We start from the raw sequence: 19696 nt of genomic DNA, 5'->3' as shown, positions 1-19696 counted from the left end.
CTTCTATTTTTTATTCTGTCGCACCGAATCCGCGTAAACCAACAACGTGTACGTGCTCTTGGTTGCCTGCGATTTTACGCACGAGTTTATAGGTTGTACCTTTTTCTGGGCTAATGTTTTCTGGCGCAGCAATAAGTAACTGCATATCTAAACGTTCACAAAGCTCAAATAAGGTAGAAATAGATTTACCGTCTAAACGCGCTGCTTCATCTAAGAACAACAAGCGACAAGGCACAATATCTTTACCACGAATTCGACGGCTTTCTTCTTCCCAACTTTGAACAACCATTAAGAGAATTGACATACCTGTACCGATAGCTTCACCAGTAGAAAGTGCGCCACTTTCGGCACGTAACCAACCATCTGCGCCACGGAATACTTCCACTTCAAGTTCAAGATAATTACGGTAATCTAACAATTCTTCGCCGATTGTTTGTGCTGTGCGTTGTCCCATATCAATATGTGGATTAATGCGTTGATAGAGCTTCGCCATAGCTTCAGAGAAAGTAATGCGGTTGTCGTTAAATAAGTCTTGATATTCATCTTGCTGACCAGAAAGTGCATCCAACAACATGGCATGGGTATCACGAATATTCACTACCAAACGCACAGATTTCACTTGACCAAACGAGATGTTTTGCAAACCTTGATTGAGCATACGAATACGATTTTGTTCACGCTGAATCGTTTTACGCATAATATTTGCTACACTTTCAGAACTGATTGCCAATTTTTTCTCACGACCAGTTAATTCAGCCGTTAAGCGAGAAAGCTCAATTTCCATTTGTTCAATGGCATCAATTGGATCATCCGTCTTAATAATGTCTTGGCGAATACGTTCACGTAGGTGCTGATACACCGCAATAAAGAACCGCACTTTATTTTCAGGTTTGCGACTATCTTCAGACATTCTTAGACTATCACGTAGATATTCATTATCTGCCACTGCTGTACGCAACGCACCTAATGCTTTATCTGACATTGAACGTAATTCATCTGCAGATAAATAGGCAAGCTCTCGGCGATTGAGGCGTTTTTCCATATCAGAATTACGTGATAGACGTAAAACTACACACCAACTCACTTTCGCTGCTACAACTAATTCACGTTGAGTTTTATAATCACGTTCGGTTTTACGAATAAGACGATTTAAGTTGTCCGCTTCGCTTTCAATTAATGTGAGTTGTTTTTCTACATAAGAACGACGCTGACGGCTTGTTGAAAGTTGTTGATGTAATTCATCACGACGGATACGGGCACGTTCTTCAGCACCATCATCAGCTCTCACGCCAAGATCGCTAATTTCACCAATCAACTCATTTAAGAGCTGATATTTACTATCGTAAGAGCTTTGTAACTGAATCAATACGCGATTATATTCTGCAAATTGACTTTGTTTTTGACGAACTTGCTCACGTTGCGTATCTCGCTGTGCCTGCATTTGTTCTAAACGTTGGCGAAGTTTTTCGTTGAGTTCAGAAGTTTCAGCCTGCCCTGCATCTTCATAACCAAAATGCTGTTTACGTTGTACAACATCAGCTAACGCAAATACACGTTGTTGAACTTGTTTTTGACGCTCAATCGATTGAGTTAATTCATTTTTTAATCCTTCGTAATTTTCAGGATCACTTTGTAAACTATTTGCAACCGGCTCTAATTGTGACAACGTTACGCCATATTGACGAATAAAATATTCATCTTGCTCTGCAATATCTAATTGCTCGCGACATTCTTCAATACGATCAATTAAATCCTCATCAGCTAATACATTGAGTTGTGGAATCAATTTATTAAGTAATTGCAGTTTTTCTTTTGCATTATCTAATTGAATACGTAATTGTTGTTCGCCGCTATTAAATTGGTTTAATTCACGATCAATTTCATTGCGTTCGCGATTAATTTCAGACATTAGCTCTTCTGGATTTGGCTGGAACGCCAGAGCCAAATGCAACCCAACAAATTGGCTGAAATGTTCGTGTAAACGTTGGCATTTTTGTACATCAAACGCAATTTGGGCATGTTGTTCTGCCACTTCATCACGTTCAATTTGTAATTCTTCTAAACGTTTTTCACGTGCTGCACGCCCAAATAGCGGAATTTCAGGGAATCTTGAATAGCGTAATTCACGATCTGAAACTTGCACGACAACACCTAGCTCAAGTTCTTGTGCGGATAATACGCTATCGTCAAATGCGGTAGGATCGCCTTCAATTAAATACAAATCATCAGGGCAATCTTCTAATTGCGCAAGTTGTTCACGCACAGCATTGAGATCACGCACAACAATAGCATGACGCGCAGGCCCGTAAAGTGCGGAGAAATAAGGCGCATCTTCAATTGTTACATCATCGTAAAGCTCTGAAAGCAGCACACCACCAAAACGTTCTGCCAGCATATTTAAACGAGGATCTTCTGAACCATCTGGCTGACTTAAACGAGAAATTTGTTCATCTAATTGCAAACGTTTTTGTTCAAGTTGATCACGCTGCATCGTGAGTTCACGTTCTTTCACAAGTTGTGATTGCATAAAGTTCATCACATCTTGACTATGTTCAAACGTCTCGCCACTTTGCTGCTCTAAACGTTCTAATGCAGCTTGAGCTGTCAGCCATGCCGGTGCTTTACGCGCATTTTCATCATAAAGTGTGGTTAAATTTTCACGTTTTTGACGAAGCGTAGAACGGTTTTCCACTTGTTCTGAAAGTTCAGCAGAAATATCTTCAATTAACGCTTCTTGCTCTGCGTGATAATCCTCTAATTCTTCTGCTGTTTGTAAACTTAAATTAGCACGTTGATTAAAATCATTAAGTAATTTGACCGCACTTTGTTGTTGTGCATAACGTTGCTCAAGTTCATTTAATTTTGTGCGAAGTTGTGGCGTTTGTTGTGCCTGCAATTTTTGGCTTGGATATTCACGTAATAATTCTTTCGCACTTTCCCACGCCGCAGAACGAGGCATTTCACCCGCAATTTTACATACTAATTGGTACGCTTTATCGAACTGAGATTTCGCTGCTTCAGAAATAGACATTTTGTGCTCAAGCTCAAGTACGGTTTCCGTCAAACTTTCTGCATGAGCTTCAAATTCTGCATGATAATCTTCTACATTTTTAACACTTAAATCCGCTAAACCACATAATGTTTTCGCTTTTTCAAGAGCAGCAATGGCTTGTTGATATTGAAGTGCGCGAGTTTGCTGGGCATCTAATGCTTGTTGATAGTCTGCTAATTGGGCACGCACCGCATCAATTTCTATTTCGGTTTGCTCAAATTGGGCTTGGCTTTCTTCTAATGCATCATTCGCATCTTCAACCACCATTTTTTGTTCTTCTAAACGCTCGGTGAGTTCTGCAATATCTTCTTGATAACGCGTGATTTTTTCTTGGTGACGTAAAGCATTTAACACTAAATTAAGATGATCAACCGCACTTTGGTGATCAACTTCTAAAATACGTTCATTTTCTGCCAATTCAGCCGCTTCTCGACTTAAATCAACTAAACGATGTTGAGATAAATTCTGCTCTGCTTTTGCTTTATACCACTCGCGACGAGATTCTAATGCAGCCTCAATATTGCCACGGCGTTCATTCGCATTACGCATATAATCCGAAGCAACATAGTTGGTGGTTTCAGTAATTAAATGTTTGAATAAATCGCGATCTGATTGCGTGACCTTAATCGCTTCTAAAGTCATACGGTTCTCACGCAATGCACTTTCCATATCTTGGAAAGCTTTGCGCACACCTAAATTTTCTGGCAATAAATAATCACGTAAAGAACGTGTGATTGCACTGGAAATACCACCGTATAAAGACGCTTCAATAAGTTTATAGAATTTGCTTCGGTCTGATGCTGAACGTAAACGTTTCGGAATAATACCTAAATCGAACATCATGCCGTGATAATCGGTGATGGAATGATATTGTTTGAATTGAGCACCGATATTTTCAATTTTATCTTTGAGTTCGTTTAAATTAAGGACGCGTGCTTGACGTTCGCCTACTGTTTCAGTGAAAAGTGCGGTCGGATTTTGAGATAATTCAACACCTTGAATTGAGAAAGTTTTTAAATCAACCTTTTTATCTCGCCCCGCAATTTGTTGCAGACGCACACCAACAAGAATACGTTGATGGCGAGAATTAATGGTATCTAATACCGCGTAACAAACACCTGGACGTAATTTACCATGTAAACCTTTATCGCGAGAACCGCCTGTAGAGCCTGCTTCAGTAGTATTACGGAAATGTAAAAGGGTTAAATCTGGAATTAATGCTGTCACAAATCCAGCCATTGTGGTTGATTTACCCGCACCGTTACCACCAGAAAGCGTGGTAACTAATTCATCTAAATCGAAAGTACGGGCAAAAAAACCATTCCAGTTAATTAAGGTTAAAGAACGGAATTTACCACGCTCTACACCATTATTTGGCGTCATGCTAAAAGGCATAGGTGCTTCAACGATTTCTTCGACGTTTTCATTTTCCATAATGACTTCATCGCTCTCTAATTCGATTTCATTTTCTAATTCAAAAACATCAGACATTATTCTTGTTCTCCGTCAAATTCTTCGTCAATTTCATCCGCACTTTCCGTATCGTTTTCCATTAATTGCGCTTGTTTTTCTAACGCTAAGGATTCTGGTGTTGCCGCTTCCCCATCACGAATGAGTCGAGCTTGCGCCTCTAATGGATCATCTCCGCTACGCACTTCTGCACCAAAACGAAATACAGATTCAGAAATCGTAAATTTACCACTATTTTGTTCGCCAACAGTTTGAATCATACCTAGACGACGTAAACGACCAATTGCTGCCCGCACTTTTTCTGCCAATTTTTGTTTATCTAGGTCAGAGCCACTTGAACGCTGATTAACTGCTTTTAATAATTTTCCTTCATCGGCAAGATTTAGTAATTCATCATACACTTCTTGTGTACTAAAAATGCCCTGTTGAGCTAAACGTTCTGGGCTTAAATAAAGATAACAAAGCACTTTACCAACAAGCATTTCCAACTCAGAAAGCACAGAACGCGCAATTAATGTCGTTGCTTTCGGACGAAGATAGAAAAATCCTTCTGGAGCACGAATTAGTTCCACATTATAGCGACGATAAAATCCGTATAATTCATTTTGGAAATCCATTAAAAATGCGTGATTATCTAAGTGCTCCGTGCTGATATGGCGACCCGAGCGCAATAGACTATCCACCGCTGGAAATATTGGATTTGCAATCGCCACAGCGAGTTTTGGGGAAATTACATCTTGAAGGTTGTCTGTCATAGGTTATTTCTCTATTAAAACTTTATTCAGTTACTTTCTTCGTTAATCATTATTGCCAAATCTCCCCTAGCCCCTCTTTGCTAAAAAGAGGTTTGGGCATATTTAACAGAAGTAATTCCGTCGAAATTAGCTTTTAAATTATCTTAAAATCAATACTTATCAATCACATGCGCTTGCACTTCTGCGCCACGTTTATTAATTGCTTGCCAATCTGGATAAATACCCGATAAATCATCATTTGCCATACCAAGGCGCACGGCTTGATCAACAATGATTCGAGCCACATCAAAATGACGAGAAAGTGGATAATTTTCCAGTTGTTCTTTTAACACTAAACTTAAATCAATCGGACGGTTATTTTCACGATAAGCAATCAGTAAGCCTTGCATATGCTCTACAATTTGATCATGTAAATCAGAAAGGGATTCATATTGCAATTCTTCCGGCAATTCACCCAATGCATCATCTTCACGCAACACCATTTCTTCATCGCGTAGATCGACTAAACGCTCAGCTTGCGCGGTCCATAAGAACCAAGGATGATCAAAATAATGATGAATAGAATTACGTAAACGTTGTGAAAACACGCGATTTTTATCCATATCAATGGCGGTACGGATAAATTTATGCACATGGCGGTCATAACCAATCCATAAGTCTATGGCTTGTTGTCCCCAGCTAATAATTCGGTCAAGTTTAGATTGTAAATCGGTAATTAATTGATCGATAAAATACAAATCGTCTCGTCCAATCACACAATCTTGAATACGCAATAATTGCGCTTGAAGTTTATCCCCCGCGGCATTTAGCGTATCTTGCAATTCGCGCAAATTCCCTGATGTTTCATCTAATAAACGTTCACAGCTTGAAATTGCAGCTTGCCAATCTTTAGTGAGAAGCTCTGCAATTTCATCTTTAATACTTTGCTGGTTTTCATCCATAATGCGCTGTGAAAGATCGATACTATCAAAAATCTCTGCAACGGAATATTTTAATGGCGCAAACACATTACGACGCCAATAATGTTCGCTTTCATTATTCTCCACGCCTTCTTCTGCAGAATCAGAAGCGCGTTGAATTTCATCTGCCACAATGGAAAGTTGCACTGAAAGACGCAATGCGGAAAATTCACGCTGACGAATGTAATAATCAGACACGCCAACACCTAATGGCGTTAAACGATAAATCGCCAAACCCTCAGTAAATTCGCTACTAAAACGGTTTAACAAACGTTGTTTCACTAATTCATTAATTGCATTATTCGCTCGTGTTGCAATGGCATCGGTGGATTGCTCAAAAGCATTCATCGTGTGGCGGAAAATATCCACAAGATCGGCTTCTAACATTTCGCCGTCTAAACGTTCGTTGTTATAAATTGCAATCGCCAGCAGGAAAACCAAGCGCTCGGTAGGTAAATTCAAAGAAAACTCGCGATCTTTTGCCCAAGAGACGAGTTCAGGAATAGTTTGGGATGTTTCAATCATTGAATTGCAAAGCGTTAAAATTTAACAAAAAATTGGAAAGATTATACAGGATTTTTTGCGGATCTTAAAAATCTTCTTTTGAATTGACCGCACTTTTCCTATTTTTCACGTATAATGTGCCCCTTTCATGAATAACTAAAGATAACAGAATGAGCGAATTAACCCAATTAGCCCAACAAGAAAAAAAACAAACCTATAATTTCAATAAATTACAAAAACGTCTTCGCCGTAACGTAGGCAACGCCATTGCGGATTTTGGAATGATCGAAGATGGCGATAAAGTCATGGTATGTTTATCCGGAGGCAAAGACAGTTATACGCTTCTCGATATTTTGTTGAATTTACAGCAAAGTGCACCGATTAAATTTGATATCGTGGCAGTAAACCTCGATCAAAAACAACCAGGGTTTCCAGAACACGTATTGCCCGAATATTTAGAAAGTATTGGCGTAGATTACAAAATTGTACAAGAAAATACTTACGGAATTGTGAAAGAAAAAATTCCAGAAGGAAAAACCACCTGTTCGCTCTGCTCTCGCTTACGCCGTGGGATTTTATATCGTACCGCCACAGAACTTGGCGCAACCAAAATCGCTTTAGGACACCACCGAGACGATATGTTAGCGACACTATTTTTAAATATGTTTTATGGCGGCAAAATGAAATCCATGCCACCTAAATTAATTTCTGACGATGGTAAACAAATTGTGATTCGTCCGCTTGCTTATTGCAAAGAAAAAGATATTGAAAAATATGCCATCGCGAAAGAATTTCCGATTATTCCTTGTAATCTATGTGGCTCACAACCAAATCTTCAACGCCAAGTGGTGAAAGAAATGCTTAATACTTGGGATCGCCAATATTCTGGACGCTTAGAAACTATGTTTAGCGCAATGCAAAACATTACATTGTCACATATGTGTGATCCGAAATTATTTGATTTCAAAGACATCAAACATGGGCAACTAATTGATGGAATTGAAGGCGATACCGCATTTGATGAAGAACGAATCACGCCAATGCAATTTGAGGACGAAGATCAAACCGATTTTTCAAACAACGAAATGATTAACTTTAAAGAAGTGAATTAATATGTTGAATATCAATGGAATTGAAGTTGAAACTGACAAAGACGGTTATTTGCTCCATAGCCAACAATGGAACGAAAATGTCGCTCGTGCTATTGCGCAGTTAGAAAGTATTGAATTAACAGATGCCCATTGGGAAGTGATTTATTTTGTGCGAGACTTTTATCAAGAATATAACACCTCCCCCGCCATCCGTATGTTGGTAAAAGCCATGGCGGAAAAGCTTGGTGCAGATAAAGGTAATAGCCGTTATTTGCAGCGATTATTTCCTGAGGGCCCTGCAAAACAAGCTACAAAATTAGCAGGCTTGCCGAAACCTGCAAAATGCCTATAAAAGTGCGGTCAATTTTTTGAAAGTTTTAAACGCTGGGTTTATTTACGACTTGTTTTTTGTAAGATAAAATGCAGGCTCTTTTAAACCCTAACTAACAAGGAAATGTTATGAAAATTAGTGCAAGAAACCAATTAAAAGGTAAAGTTGTTTCAATCGAAAACGGTTCTGTAAATGCAATCGTTCACATCGATATCGGTGGCGGTAACGTGCTTTCTTCTACTGTATCTTTAGCCGCAGTTAAAGAATTAAACTTAGAAGTTGGTAAAGAAGCGTACGCAATCATCAAAGCAACTTCTGTAATGGTTGGCGTAGAATAATTTCTTCCATAAAAACAGAATTGAATATAACCGCACTTTTAAAAGTGCGGTTTTTTTATTTCTTGATACCTCTTTTAAGTCAAATTCCCCTTGCATTCATAAATTTTAAAAATATAATGATAATCATTCTTATTTATATCTTTTATTTTAGGGAACTATACTATGTATCAAAAAAAGCCATTAATGTTGTTATTCTGCACAACATTTGTTAGTCCATTTGTTATGGGGAAAACTATTGAAACAACCAACAACCAACAACCAACAACCAACAACCAACAACCAACAACCAACAAAAATATATTGCCCGAAATTGTTGTGTATGGCGACAATAATAAATCACTTTCTTCCGTTAAAACACTCTCTTCTGACGAGATAAGTAAAACGCCTACATCAAATGGTAATATCACTGATTACCTTCGTTCTAATCCCCATATTCGTTATGAAAATAGCGACCAAGATGGTTTTCAACGTGGAGAAATCAAGCCTGAAAATATTTCAATTAACGGAGCCGATCCAAATCAAACTGCTTATTTTGTTGATAATGTCAATATAAATAATGAACTTACTGCTGATAGCGACATTTTTGATGGTTCTATGCAAGTTGTACCTGGAATTAGTCACACTCAAGCTTATTTTTTTGATGCCTCTATGCTTTCTAAAGTGGAAGTACAAGATAGTAATATTTCTGCTAGTTTAGGAGGCTTTATGGGTGGTGCCGTTATTGCTAAAACAAAACAATATAGCGGCACTGATAGCATAAAACTTAAATATCGCACGACAAATTCCTCTTGGGCAAAAATGGAAGCTGGCGACTCAGTACAAAAAATACTTAAACAAGTAAGACCAGATCTTGTCGGAGTGGCAGAGCTACAACCTAAATATGATAAACAAACATTCAATATTTTGGCTGAAAAAAGGCTAAATGATAATTTAGGAATGGTTTTTGGCTATAGCCGTAGAACATCATCTATTGAACAAAATCGTTTAATTGGCTTTGATCAAAATGCCAATAACAAAGCACAGTTAGACAAACAAAATCATCAACGACTTTCTGATAATCTTTTATTAAATTTCAATTGGACACCGCAAGAAAAAGAACGTATTGAACTCGGTTTACGTTATTCAAATTATAAAGAATTGAAATATTTCAAGGAAAATATAAATAACAACGTAAGCGATTATCATCAAGCATTGGGGACAACACTAGCTTGGGTGCATTCATTCAACTCTGGCGTTTGGACAAATACCTTAGCATACGATCGTTTTAAGGATAAGCGTAAATCATCCTCGAATAATGTTGAAACAACATCGGTGTCAAATGAAGATTATGAGCAACTTTATAATTTCGAAAAAGGCGGGCATGGTAATAGCCGTTTAACCCAAGATAATTTACATTTTTCTACTGAATATGTAATGGATCCTTTTTATTTAGCTTCTACGGAGCATTCTATTTCTATTGGTGGAATTTATCAGGCAACCAAATATCAATTCTATCGCCCACAGGATGTTCATTCAAAAATAATATTATCTACTTTACAAAGTGATGGGACTATGGATAGTTCAGATCCTATAGAAAGTACAACATCAAAAGGTCGTGTTAAAACCAGCTATCAAAATATCGCTATTTATGCTGAAGATTTAATTAAATGGCGTAAATTTGAATTTCGACCAGGCATTCGCATTGAACGTGATGATTATTTAAAAAATAATAATATCGCCCCGCGTTTTGTTGCACGTTACCGACTTTGGGATAATACAGGATTTACATTGGGTTTAAATCGTTATTACGGTCGTTCTTTTGCTTCGTTAAAATTAGCGAATGGTATTTTAAAGCTTAATAATAATCCAACACGTCAGCATCAAAACTTTTCATCCCTAAAAAGCCCTTATGCAGATGAATTAAGCTTAAGCTTTGATCAGAATATGGGTAATTTGGCACTCAAACTTGGTTATATTCATCGTGATAATAAAAATCGTATCATATTGAAACGAGGAAAGATTGTAGGGGGAATAAAGAAAAATAGTTATATTAATGGGCGTCCGTTTGGTGTTGATATTTATACTTTCCAACTTAACAATATAGAACCTTGGAAATTAGGTAAAACTTATTGGACTACGTCACTTGGTTTTGATTGGTTAAATACAAAACGAGCTGATGGCGAAGAATTTGATCTGAATAAACTTGTTTCTTTAGATGGTAAATTAATGACTTATCGTGAAATGTTACGACAAGTTAATAGTAACACTGAAGATTGGATTGCTCGTTTAGGTATTGATATGACGATACCAGATTACGATATTACTTGGTCAAATAAAGTGTATATGAAAGCACCAATTCGTCGTTATGATTTGATTGACAGCGATAACGATGATGACACTCCACGCTATCGTAGCTATCACTATGGCAGACATACACAATGGGATAGCAGCATTCGTTGGCAACCAACCATTAGAGGTAAGCATAGCGTTTATATGCAAGTAGATATTTTAAATGTTCTCAATAAAACACGTAAAAATAAAGTCGCTACTGCTATCTCTACCAGCGATGAATATGGTGTTTATACGCCTGGACGTGAATTTTGGCTAGAAGTTGGCTATCAATTCTAATTATCTTCAATGTATAGGGCTTATGGGTTTTTGAAATGTCCACCAGCCCTACTCTACGCTAGTTTTACTTAGCGTAGAGTTTTCTTTTTTCTAGGTAAAAATAATGAAAAAAATAACCGCACTTTTTTTACTTATCTTTTCACTAATTGCTTGTCAATCCTTGGAACTATCGCCCAATAGTGATTTACCTTTTGATCCAAATATTCAGCACGGTAAACTATCAAATGGTTTGCAATACTTTGTATTAAAAAATACTGAACCCAAAGAACGCGTTTATATTCGATTAGTAATTAATGCAGGCTCAATGCACGAAGATGATGATCAAAAAGGCATTGCCCATTTAGTTGAACATATGGCATTTAATGGCTCAAAGAAATATCCAGAAAATCAAATTATTAATGCGTTAGAAAAACTTGGAATGAAATTTGCACGAGATATTAATGCTTTTACCGATTTTGAAAATACAGTCTATACTTTAAATTTAGATAGCAATAATCAGCAAAAATTAGAATTGGCTTTTGATGTTATCAATGAATGGATGAATAATATTACTTTTTTGCCTAAAGATGTGGATGGCGAACGTGGTGTAGTACAAGAAGAATGGCGGAGACGTTTAAGCCCAATGCTACGTATTGGCAATAAGAAAAGTGCTATTGAAATGGCTGGTTCTCGTTATGTATTGCGTGATCCTATTGGAGATATGGATATTATTAAAACAATTTCAGCTAAACGCGTCGCTGATTTTTACCACAAATGGTATCGACCAGATAATATGTCAGTAATTATTGTAGGCGATATTGATACAAAACAAGTAGTAAAACTATTAAAACAAAACCTATCCCAAGAAAACCCAATAACTAAAACAACATTGGAAAAAATTGATTTTAATATTCCTCTTATCAACAAATGGCGATTAGATTCTATTTCTGAACAAGGCACAACAATTCCGAGTATTGAATTAAGTTTTTTTGAAAATACAATTGAAACCAATACATTAGCGAGTTATAAACAAGAATTAATTCAGCAAATTACCACTCGATTGCTTAATTTACGTTTACAGCAATGGGGAAAAGAGACAGAAAATGGCGTAGATTCTGCAAATTTTTATCGTACTCATTTAGGTAAAGAAACCCTACAAAGCATTTTTTCTCTCCAGCTTATAGATACACAATATTCAAAAACGATAGATAAATTATTTGCCTTTATTGCCAGTATAAAACAACAAGGTTTTACTCAAAATGAATTAAACGGAGAGATTAAACGCTTAACTCAACTCAATGAAAAACAATTAAATATTCGTTCTGGTAGTTTAAAAATTGCTGATGATCTCATTACTTCTGTGGCAAATAAGCAAGTGGTATTGAGCGTGAATGATCGTTATGAACTCAATAAACGTTTTTTATCTCAAATTACATTAGCTGATTTTACAACGCACGTTAAATCAAACCTTAACATTAAAAGCAAAATTATTATTAATCACTCAACCCTTGCCACAAAAAGCCTTGCCTTTTGATGTAGCAGAAATAGAAACTCGTTGGAACAATGCAATGAAAATGCAACAACATCAATGGGATGAAAAAAAACAACTCGAAAAATTACCGCACTTAACATTTAACACAGGCTCACTTTCTCAAGAAAAATACTGGGATCGTGGCGATATTTATGAATTTCGTTTAAGTAATGGAAGTAAATTGATCTACCACTATAGTGACAAAACTCCAAATCAAGTACATTTTCGTGCTGTTACTCAAGGTGGTTTACGTTCTATCCCAGATAAGGACTATCACTTATTACGTGCTGCCGTTAGTGTAGTTGATGAAACAGGTGTTGGAGAACTTTCTCTTTCTGCGGTTAATCAAATTTTTTCGCGTGATCCATTGGTAATTGCAACTGTGATTGATGATGATAAACAAGGTTTTACTGGTGTATCTAAACCTAAGGATTTGGAAAATTTACTGACATTGTTCCGCTTAAAATTACGTTCATCCCCTATATCCGATCTTGCCTTAGAAAAATATCGACGTGAAACCCGTGATTATTTCAAACAGATTGATTTAGAAACACAATTTATGCAAGCCGTTTCAAAACTACGCTTTCCAAATATTGAAACTGTCTATACTCAAAAACAAGCACAGCAATTCGCATTTGATAAAAACCAATTAAGTAACGCTTATCAACGTTATATTTTAAATAAAACAGATTTTACCTATTTTATTATTGGCGACATTGAACTTAATCAAGTAAAGAAATTGGCGGAACGTTATTTAGCTTCTATTGAATCAAAAACTCAGATCCGCCATTTTGTCCCGACTATTATTCATACACCAACTCAATCATTTATTATGAATGGTTTGAAAGAACCGAGAGCTGATGTAGAAATATACCTTACCGCAGATAATACTTGGCGAGCGGAACAAAAATATTTATTCAATATTCTTGCGGATATTGTGCAAGAAAAATTACGCTTAATTCTACGTGAAAAAGTTTCTGGTATTTATTCTGTAAATAGTTGGTTTATGCAAGATGTTCATACACCACAAATTGAGGGAAAAATTGAATTTAGTTGCGACCCTAAGCGCGTAGAGGAACTTACGCATCTTACAAATCAGGTACTAGATGATATTGTAAAAAATGGCATTGATGAAAACTTATTACGTAAAAAACTAGCGGAACAACATACTCAGATTCGACGTGAATTTGATTCTTTAGTTTCAGTTGCTTCGATTATTGAAGAAAGTTACTGGCAACAAGATAATCCAGATGCTATTTATACCTATCAACATTTAGATCAGTTAGCGACAAAAGCCACAATAGATGCGTTGGCGCAAAAAGCCCTAAAAAAATCAGGCAGATTTGTCAGCGTATTAAAAGCAGCTACTTATTAGAAAATAAATGAAATCTCAATAGATCTGAAACAGATAAAAATAACGGTGATCGTTTAAACGATCACCGTTAAATTAAAATCACTGTTGAAACAATAAATTATATTGGTTATTTTCGAAAAGTATTACTCTTCATTCAATAACTTTAATTCACGGCTTCTTACTTGATTTTTCAAGATTTCCGCAAATTCTTCCACTGTAAATGAGCCTAAATCTGCACCTTTACGGGTACGTACTGCCACTTTACCTTCTGCGATTTCTTTATCGCCACAAACGAGCATATAAGGCACGCGACGTAAAGTATGTTCACGGATTTTGAAGCCCACTTTTTCATTTCGGAGGTCTGCTTTAACACGTAAACCTGCATCAGATAAGGTTTTAACGACTTGTTGTACATAGTCGGATTGGCTATCAGTGATATTCATTACAACTACTTGAGTTGGGGCTAACCACGCAGGGAAGAAACCTGCATATTCTTCGGTAATAATACCAATAAAACGCTCAATTGAGCCTAAAATCGCACGATGAATCATTACTGGGGTTTTACGGCTATTGTCTTCTGCCACATAAGTTGCATCTAAACGACCTGGTAACGCGAAGTCTAATTGCACTGTACCACATTGCCACTCACGACCTAAACAATCGCGTAGTGACAAACTCTAATTTTTGGGCCATAGAATGCGCCTTCGCCTTCTTGGTATTTCATATTCCAAGCCGTTATGTGCTAATGCAGCTGCAAGACCTGCTTCCCGCACGACTCCCACTATTTCATCTGAACCGATACGTATTTTCAGGGCGAGTAGAAAGTTTTACTGCAATATTAGTGAAACCAAAGGTGCTATAAATGTCATACACCATTTTGATACAGCTAGTTACTTCGCTCTCAATTTGATCTTCAGTACAGAAAATATGCGCATCATCTTGAGTAAAGCCACGCACACGCATTAAACCGTGTAAAGAACCTGATGGTTCATTACGATGGCAAGAACCAAATTCCGCCATACGGATTGGTAAATCACGGTAAGATTTTAAACCTTGATTAAAAATCTGAACGTGTCCTGGGCAGTTCATCGGTTTAATTGCGTATTCACGGTTTTCAGATTGGGTTGTGAACATTAAATCTGCGTAATTTTGCCAGTGACCTGTTTTTTCCCACAACACTCGATCCATCATAAATGGGCCTTTTACTTCTTGATAATCGTATTGTTTTAATTTAGTACGCACGAACGTTTCAAGCTCACGGAAAATTGTCCAACCATCGTTATGCCAGAACACCATACCTGGTGCTTCTTCTTGCATATGATATAAATCTAATGCTTTACCAATTTTACGGTGGTCACGTTTTGCCGCTTCTTCTAAGCGTGTTAAGTATTCAGCAAGCTGTTTTTTATCCGCCCAAGCCGTACCATAGATACGTTGTAACATTTTGTTTTTACTGTCGCCACGCCAGTACGCACCAGCGACTTTTTGTAATTTGAAATGCTGACAGAAACGCATATTTGGCACGTGTGGCCCACGGCACATATCAATATATTCTAAGTGATGATATAACGCAGGCGTTGCAGTACGTTCAATGTTTTCATCTAAAATTGCCATTTTGTATGGCTCGCCGCGTTTTTCAAAGGTATCACGCGCTTCTTGCCAAGTAACACGTTTTTTCACGACGTCATAATTGGTTTTTGCCAATTCCAACATACGTTTTTCGATTGCATCAATATCTTCTTGGGTTAAAGAGCGATCTAAATCTACATCATAATAGAAGCCATTTTCAATGGTTGGGCCAATTGCCATTTTTACATCTGGGAATAATTGTTTAATAGCGTGTCCAAGCAAGTGAGCGCAAGAATGGCGGATAATCTCTAAACCGTCTTCATCTTTTGCAGTAATAATTTCTAACGTTGCATCTTGCTCGATAACATCGCACGCATCGCGACGTTTTCCGTTTACACGGCCTGCAATAGTGGCTTTAGCAAGACCCGCACCAATATCTTGTGCGACTTCAAGAACAGAAACAGGATGATCGAATTGACGTTGGGAACCGTCAGGTAAAGTAATAATTGGCATTGTTTTTTCCTTATACAGTGGTCACCCATACGAAAGGTGACGTGTTCGTTTAAAATTCTATAAAAATTAACCGCACTTTAGCCCTACTTGGCTTCATTCCTACCATTGAACGAGCAAAATTAGGCAAAAAATGCGTGGCAAATTCTATCACTTTCTTGAAGTATTGTTAAATAAATGTCCATATTTTACAAAAAGGAAATAATGTTTTTCTGACTAAAGGATTTATGTCTTCAAAATAAAGGCTAGAATAACCGCACTTTTAACTAGGTAGCAAGGAATAAAAATGAACAACGTATTAGTATTAAAATCTAGCATTTCAGGAAATAACTCGCAAACTAATCAATTAGCTGATTATGCTATCAAAAAATTACAAGGTAATCACATTGTCGTACGCGATCTAGCCCAACAACCTCTTCCATATTTTGATACCGCAGCTGCAATTGCTGTGCGTGGAGAACCAAAAACAACAGAAGAAAAACAACTTCTCGCGTTGTCTGATGAATTAATCGAAGAATTAAAAAACGCACAGACATTAATAATTGGTGCACCAATGTATAATTTAAACATACCAACACAATTAAAAAGCTATTTTGATTTTATCGCACGTCCTCGCGTTACTTTCCAATATACAGCAAACGACCCTGAGGGTTTATTAAAAGGCAAAAAAGCCATTGTGTTATGTGCATTTGGCGGGTTGTATGATGAAGAAAATTTAGTAACACAATATATGAAATCAATTCTAGGTTTTATCGGTATCACAGATGTGCAATTTGTTTATGCACAAGGCATTGGATTGGGTGCTGAAGCCATTGAAAAAGCACAATCATCTGCGAAAAATAAAATTAATGAACTTATCGCAAGCCTTTAATTCTCAGATAATCTAAAAAATATAAGAAAATGTATTACAAACAAAAAAGTGCGGTAATTTACCGCACTTTTCTTCTTATTTCTTTCGTTCAACCCATTTTCCATTGATGAAATCAACCATCCATTTCGTTGCTTTTCCATCTTTTTCAGAAGTCACATATTGTTTCTTCTCTTTACGACTAAAACGAACAATCGCTTCATTCCCTTCTGGGTCTTTTTGTGGTGCATCGGCTAAATAAGCTAATTTTTCAGGTAAACGCTCGCGATATTGCACTAGTTCTGCGATTTTAACTGGGCGTGTTTCACGGGATTTCGGGAAGTTATGCGCTGACATAAATACACCACTCGCACCATCACGCAATACAAAGTACGCATCAGATTTTTCACATTTTAGCTCAGGAAAATGTACTGGATCTTCTTTCGGTGGTGCAACTTCGCCATTTTTCAAAATTTTGCGCGTGTTATCGCAATTTGTACATCCCATATACTTGCCAAAACGACCAAGTTTTAAATGCATATCTGCACCGCATTTATCACACTCAACAACAGGGCCATCATAACCTTTAATTTTGAATGAACCTTCTTCAATTAAATATCCATCACAATTTGGATTATTACCGCAAATATGGATTTTACGATGGGCATCGATTACATAACTGTCCATTGCCGTTCCACATTTTGTACAACGTTTACGATCCATTAATGCTTTGGTTTCTGAAGATTCATCTAAAACATTCAATAATTCTGCTTCAGGAATTAAATTAATCGTCGTTTTACACCGCTCTTTTGGCGGCAATGCATAACCTGTACATCCTAAAAACACCCCTGTACTTGCCGTGCGAATGGCCATATTTCTGTCACAGGTTGGGCATTTAATATCTGTTTCCACAAGGCTATTCGGGCGCATACCGCCTTCAAGTTCATCTAATTCAGCTTTAGAAAGTTGGCTAGAAAAATCCTTGAAGAATTGATTTAATTCAGTTTTCCAATTTACTGAACCAGAGGCAATTTTATCTAAAGTATCTTCCATATTCGCGGTGAAATCGTAATTCATTAATTCACCAAAAGACTCATTGAGGCGATCAGTTACAATTTCGCCCATCTTTTCTGCATAGAAACGACGATTTTCAGTACGAACATAACCACGTTCTTGAATAGTGGAAATAATTGCCGCATAAGTGGAAGGTCTGCCAATACCACGTTTTTCCAATTCTTTTACTAAAGCCGCTTCAGTAAAACGAGCAGGTGGTTTAGTAAAGTGTTGTGTTGGTTGCACTTCTTTTAAAGCAAGTTTTTCTGACACAGCAACTGAAGGCAATTCTTGATCTTCAGGATTTTTGCCTATTTGTGGTAATACTTTTGTCCAACCATCAAAACGTAAAATTCTGCCCTTTGCTTTCAAGGTATAATCGCCAGCGGTAACGGTCAGCGTGCTACTATCATATTGTGCAGGTGGCATTTGACATGCTAAAAATTGACACCAAATTAAATCATAAAGGCGTACTGCGTCTTTTTCCATTCCCTCTAAAGATTCAGGCAATGCTCGAATATCTGATGGACGAATAGCCTCATGCGCCTCTTGCGCATTTTCTTTACTAGAATAGAAATTTGGTTTTTCTGGTAAATATTGTGCACCAAAATGATTTTCAATATAGCTACGCGCCATATTAAGCGCATCTTGACTCAAATTGGTTGAATCCGTACGCATATAAGTAATGTAACCCGCTTCATATAAACGTTGGGCTAACATCATTGTTTTTTTAACGCCAAATCCCAAGCGAGTACTTGCCGTTTGTTGAAGTGTTGATGTAATAAATGGCGCACGAGGGCGAGAACTTGTTGGCTTAGTTTCCAAATCTGTGACAACGTAATCTGAAACATTCAGAAAATCTACCGCACTTTGTGCTTCTTTTTGATTTTTTGGATCAAATTTCTCGCCTTTATAATCCGTAATATCCAAGCGTATAGCTTGTTTATTTTGATTATTCGTAAGGACGGCAACTTCCCAATATTCTTCAGGCTGGAACGCTTTAATTTCACGCTCGCGTTCTACTAGTAATTTAACCGCAACCGATTGAACTCGACCAGCAGAAAGCCCGCGCGCGACTTTTTTCCAAAGTAGCGGAGATACCATAAAGCCCACTACTCTATCTAAAAAACGACGAGTTTGTTGAGCATTAACACGATCCATATTTAATTGTTCAGGCTTTTCAAAAGCCTGTTTAATGGCATTTTTAGTGATTTCGTTAAACACCACGCGACTAAAACGATCATCGTTACCACCAATCACTTCACGTAAATGCCACGCAATCGCTTCCCCTTCTCTATCCAAGTCGGTTGCGAGATAAATGTGATCTGCTTTTTTAGCAAGCGACTTTAATTCGGAAACCACTTTTTCTTTACCAGGCAGAATCTGATAATTTGCTTTCCAATCGTGATAAGGATCAATCCCCATACGTTTAACTAAGGCGTTACGTTCCTTTTCTGCCTTAATTTTTGCCTTTTCTTCGGCATCCATACCTTTGGTTGAAATTGGTTTAGCTTTTTCACCTGTACTAGAACCAACCGTCGGCAAATCACGAATATGTCCCACGCTCGATTTCACGACATATTGGCTACCTAAATACTTATTAATAGTTTTTGCTTTTGCTGGCGACTCCACAATCACCAAGGATTTACTCATTTGATTACCTAATATTACTAGAATTTTGTAAAATTGGCGGTATAGTGCAAAGTTATGTTGGCAAAATCAAGCATTTTTTCAAAAAAGGTCTAT

General features: G+C 37.2%; 9 protein-coding genes and 2 pseudogenes. 6 read left to right on the top strand and 5 right to left on the bottom strand.

From position 1 onward, the window contains the following. Positions 1–10: 10 nt before the first annotated feature. The 3 genes from mukB to mukF form a co-directional block, all read right to left on the bottom strand. Positions 11–4543, bottom strand: coding sequence for a chromosome partition protein MukB (mukB, locus tag GG9_RS03755; RefSeq protein WP_005631684.1), 4533 nt, complete (start codon positions 4541–4543; stop codon positions 11–13). After that, positions 4543–5277 carry a chromosome partition protein MukE gene (gene mukE, locus GG9_RS03760; RefSeq protein WP_005631681.1) on the bottom strand — a complete coding sequence of 245 codons (735 nt, stop codon included), beginning with the start codon at positions 5275–5277 and terminating at the stop codon, positions 4543–4545. The genes mukB and mukE overlap by 1 nt, the downstream gene beginning before the upstream one ends. Before the next feature lie 149 nt (positions 5278–5426). After that, complete coding sequence (gene mukF / locus GG9_RS03765; RefSeq protein ID WP_005631679.1) at positions 5427–6761, bottom strand: chromosome partition protein MukF; 1335 nt, start codon at positions 6759–6761, stop codon at positions 5427–5429. A gap of 149 nt (positions 6762–6910) precedes the next feature. Between mukF and ttcA the strand changes: the two genes are divergently transcribed. From ttcA to GG9_RS0108745, 5 genes and pseudogenes are all read left to right on the top strand, one after another. Then, on the top strand, positions 6911–7852 hold the full coding sequence (gene ttcA / locus GG9_RS03770) for a tRNA 2-thiocytidine(32) synthetase TtcA (protein ID WP_005631677.1): 942 nt from the start codon (positions 6911–6913) through the stop codon (positions 7850–7852). Position 7853: 1 nt separating this feature from the next. Further along, positions 7854–8183 (top strand): TusE/DsrC/DsvC family sulfur relay protein, encoded by a 330-nt coding sequence (locus GG9_RS03775; protein ID WP_005631675.1) that lies wholly within the window; start codon positions 7854–7856, stop codon positions 8181–8183. 107 nt (positions 8184–8290) lie between these two features. Further along, positions 8291–8500: a TOBE domain-containing protein gene (locus tag GG9_RS03780; RefSeq protein ID WP_005631673.1), complete on the top strand. Its 210-nt coding sequence runs from the start codon at positions 8291–8293 to the stop codon at positions 8498–8500. A gap of 162 nt (positions 8501–8662) precedes the next feature. Beyond that, entirely contained in the window at positions 8663–11107 is a 2445-nt protein-coding gene (locus tag GG9_RS03785) for a TonB-dependent receptor plug domain-containing protein (protein ID WP_005631670.1), read from the top strand. 103 nt (positions 11108–11210) lie between these two features. Beyond that, positions 11211–13992 (top strand): annotated as a pseudogene (locus GG9_RS0108745) (M16 family metallopeptidase). A 122-nt stretch (positions 13993–14114) separates the two neighbouring features. Here GG9_RS0108745 and thrS read toward each other — a convergent pair. Next, positions 14115–16053 (bottom strand): annotated as a pseudogene (thrS, locus tag GG9_RS0108740) (threonine--tRNA ligase). A gap of 283 nt (positions 16054–16336) precedes the next feature. Between thrS and GG9_RS03790 the strand changes: the two are divergent. Beyond that, the gene (locus GG9_RS03790) at positions 16337–16921 is read left to right on the top strand and encodes an FMN-dependent NADH-azoreductase (protein ID WP_005631661.1); all 585 of its coding nucleotides are present in this window, start codon (positions 16337–16339) and stop codon (positions 16919–16921) included. Between the two features lie 75 nt (positions 16922–16996). Here the strand turns inward: GG9_RS03790 and topA are convergent, their stop codons facing one another. Next, on the bottom strand, positions 16997–19603 hold the full coding sequence (gene topA, locus GG9_RS03795) for a type I DNA topoisomerase (protein WP_005631659.1): 2607 nt from the start codon (positions 19601–19603) through the stop codon (positions 16997–16999). Positions 19604–19696 lie beyond the last annotated feature (93 nt).

The sequence above is a fragment of the Haemophilus haemolyticus M19501 genome, from assembly GCF_000222025.1.
Lineage (GTDB): Bacteria > Pseudomonadota > Gammaproteobacteria > Enterobacterales > Pasteurellaceae > Haemophilus > Haemophilus haemolyticus_G.
This window is presented reverse-complemented; position numbering and strand designations above follow the sequence as displayed.

Bases quoted from the DNA above. Each gene is read 5' to 3' on its own strand.
- GG9_RS03775 (WP_005631675.1), top strand. From the start codon at position 7,854: ATGTTGAATATCAATGGAATTGAAGTTGAAACTGACAAAGACGGTTAT.
- ttcA (WP_005631677.1), top strand. From the start codon at position 6,911: ATGAGCGAATTAACCCAATTAGCCCAACAAGAAAAAAAACAAACCTAT.
- mukE (WP_005631681.1), bottom strand. From the start codon at position 5,277: ATGACAGACAACCTTCAAGATGTAATTTCCCCAAAACTCGCTGTGGCG.
- topA (WP_005631659.1), bottom strand. From the start codon at position 19,603: ATGAGTAAATCCTTGGTGATTGTGGAGTCGCCAGCAAAAGCAAAAACT.
- GG9_RS03790 (WP_005631661.1), top strand. From the start codon at position 16,337: ATGAACAACGTATTAGTATTAAAATCTAGCATTTCAGGAAATAACTCG.
- GG9_RS03785 (WP_005631670.1), top strand. From the start codon at position 8,663: ATGTATCAAAAAAAGCCATTAATGTTGTTATTCTGCACAACATTTGTT.
- mukF (WP_005631679.1), bottom strand. From the start codon at position 6,761: ATGATTGAAACATCCCAAACTATTCCTGAACTCGTCTCTTGGGCAAAA.
- mukB (WP_005631684.1), bottom strand. From the start codon at position 4,543: ATGTCTGATGTTTTTGAATTAGAAAATGAAATCGAATTAGAGAGCGAT.
- GG9_RS03780 (WP_005631673.1), top strand. From the start codon at position 8,291: ATGAAAATTAGTGCAAGAAACCAATTAAAAGGTAAAGTTGTTTCAATC.